This window comes from Promicromonospora sp. NPDC059942 (assembly GCF_042731755.1).
Taxonomy (GTDB): domain Bacteria; phylum Actinomycetota; class Actinomycetes; order Actinomycetales; family Cellulomonadaceae; genus Promicromonospora.
This window is the reverse complement of sequence record NZ_JBHWLR010000047.1, coordinates 1,475-3,458: the sequence shown is the minus strand read 5'-3', so window position 1 is coordinate 3,458 and position 1,984 is coordinate 1,475. Positions and strand designations below refer to the sequence as shown.

Annotated in this window: 2 rRNA genes (1 of these 2 only partly in view); both read right to left on the bottom strand. The window is 47.8% G+C overall.

What is annotated here, in order from left to right:
* A 23S ribosomal RNA gene (locus tag ACFV9Q_RS29140) occupies positions 1-165 on the bottom strand; its annotated part reaches 2,038 nt to the left of the window's first position; the annotation flags it as partial.
* 264 nt (positions 166-429) lie between these two features.
* Positions 430-1,980 (bottom strand): 16S ribosomal RNA (locus ACFV9Q_RS29135).
* Positions 1,981-1,984: the final 4 nt, after the last annotated feature.

Sequence of the window (1,984 nt, the reverse complement as noted above, 5' to 3'; positions counted from 1 at the left end):
GAATTCACATGTCGATAACATGACATAACTCATGCTGGGTTCCCCCATTCGGAAATCTCTGGATCAACGCTTACTTACAGCTACCCAAAGCATATCGTCGTTAGTAACGTCCTTCATCGGCTTCTAGTGCCAAGGCATCCACCGTGCGCCCTTAATAACTTAATCTATGTTTCCACCATATTTTGAATTGTTATTCAAAATAAATAGCTAAAACTAGTTATTAATCTTGATGAGTGTTCTTTCGAACACTAGCGATTATTTATGAATTCAAGCTTATTTAAAACTCTATTCACTCGGTTTTGCTTGGTAAAATCTTACTTACTTATCTAGTTTTCAATGTACAAAGAATGTTAATAAACATTCAAAACTGAATACAATATGTCACGTTATCCCTCATCTTCGTAGAAGATGTTCCGAATATATCCTTAGAAAGGAGGTGATCCAGCCGCACCTTCCGATACGGCTACCTTGTTACGACTTCACCCCAATCATTTGTCCCACCTTCGACGGCTAGCTCCAAATGGTTACTCCACCGGCTTCGGGTGTTACAAACTCTCGTGGTGTGACGGGCGGTGTGTACAAGACCCGGGAACGTATTCACCGTAGCATGCTGATCTACGATTACTAGCGATTCCAGCTTCATATAGTCGAGTTGCAGACTACAATCCGAACTGAGAACAACTTTATGGGATTTGCTTGACCTCGCGGTTTCGCTGCCCTTTGTATTGTCCATTGTAGCACGTGTGTAGCCCAAATCATAAGGGGCATGATGATTTGACGTCATCCCCACCTTCCTCCGGTTTGTCACCGGCAGTCAACTTAGAGTGCCCAACTTAATGATGGCAACTAAGCTTAAGGGTTGCGCTCGTTGCGGGACTTAACCCAACATCTCACGACACGAGCTGACGACAACCATGCACCACCTGTCACTCTGTCCCCCGAAGGGGAAAACTCTATCTCTAGAGGGGTCAGAGGATGTCAAGATTTGGTAAGGTTCTTCGCGTTGCTTCGAATTAAACCACATGCTCCACCGCTTGTGCGGGTCCCCGTCAATTCCTTTGAGTTTCAACCTTGCGGTCGTACTCCCCAGGCGGAGTGCTTAATGCGTTAGCTGCAGCACTAAGGGGCGGAAACCCCCTAACACTTAGCACTCATCGTTTACGGCGTGGACTACCAGGGTATCTAATCCTGTTTGATCCCCACGCTTTCGCACATCAGCGTCAGTTACAGACCAGAAAGTCGCCTTCGCCACTGGTGTTCCTCCATATCTCTGCGCATTTCACCGCTACACATGGAATTCCACTTTCCTCTTCTGCACTCAAGTTTTCCAGTTTCCAATGACCCTCCACGGTTGAGCCGTGGGCTTTCACATCAGACTTAAAAAACCGCCTACGCGCGCTTTACGCCCAATAATTCCGGATAACGCTTGCCACCTACGTATTACCGCGGCTGCTGGCACGTAGTTAGCCGTGGCTTTCTGATTAGGTACCGTCAAGACGTGCATAGTTACTTACACATTTGTTCTTCCCTAATAACAGAGTTTTACGATCCGAAGACCTTCATCACTCACGCGGCGTTGCTCCGTCAGGCTTTCGCCCATTGCGGAAGATTCCCTACTGCTGCCTCCCGTAGGAGTCTGGACCGTGTCTCAGTTCCAGTGTGGCCGATCACCCTCTCAGGTCGGCTACGCATCGTTGCCTTGGTAAGCCGTTACCTTACCAACTAGCTAATGCGGCGCGGATCCATCTATAAGTGACAGCAAAACCGTCTTTCACTATTGAACCATGCGGTTCAATATATTATCCGGTATTAGCTCCGGTTTCCCGAAGTTATCCCAGTCTTATAGGTAGGTTATCCACGTGTTACTCACCCGTCCGCCGCTAACGTCAGAGGAGCAAGCTCCTCGTCTGTTCGCTCGACTTGCATGTATTAGGCACGCCGCCAGCGTTCATCCTGAGCCAGGATCAAACTCTCCATAAAAAAC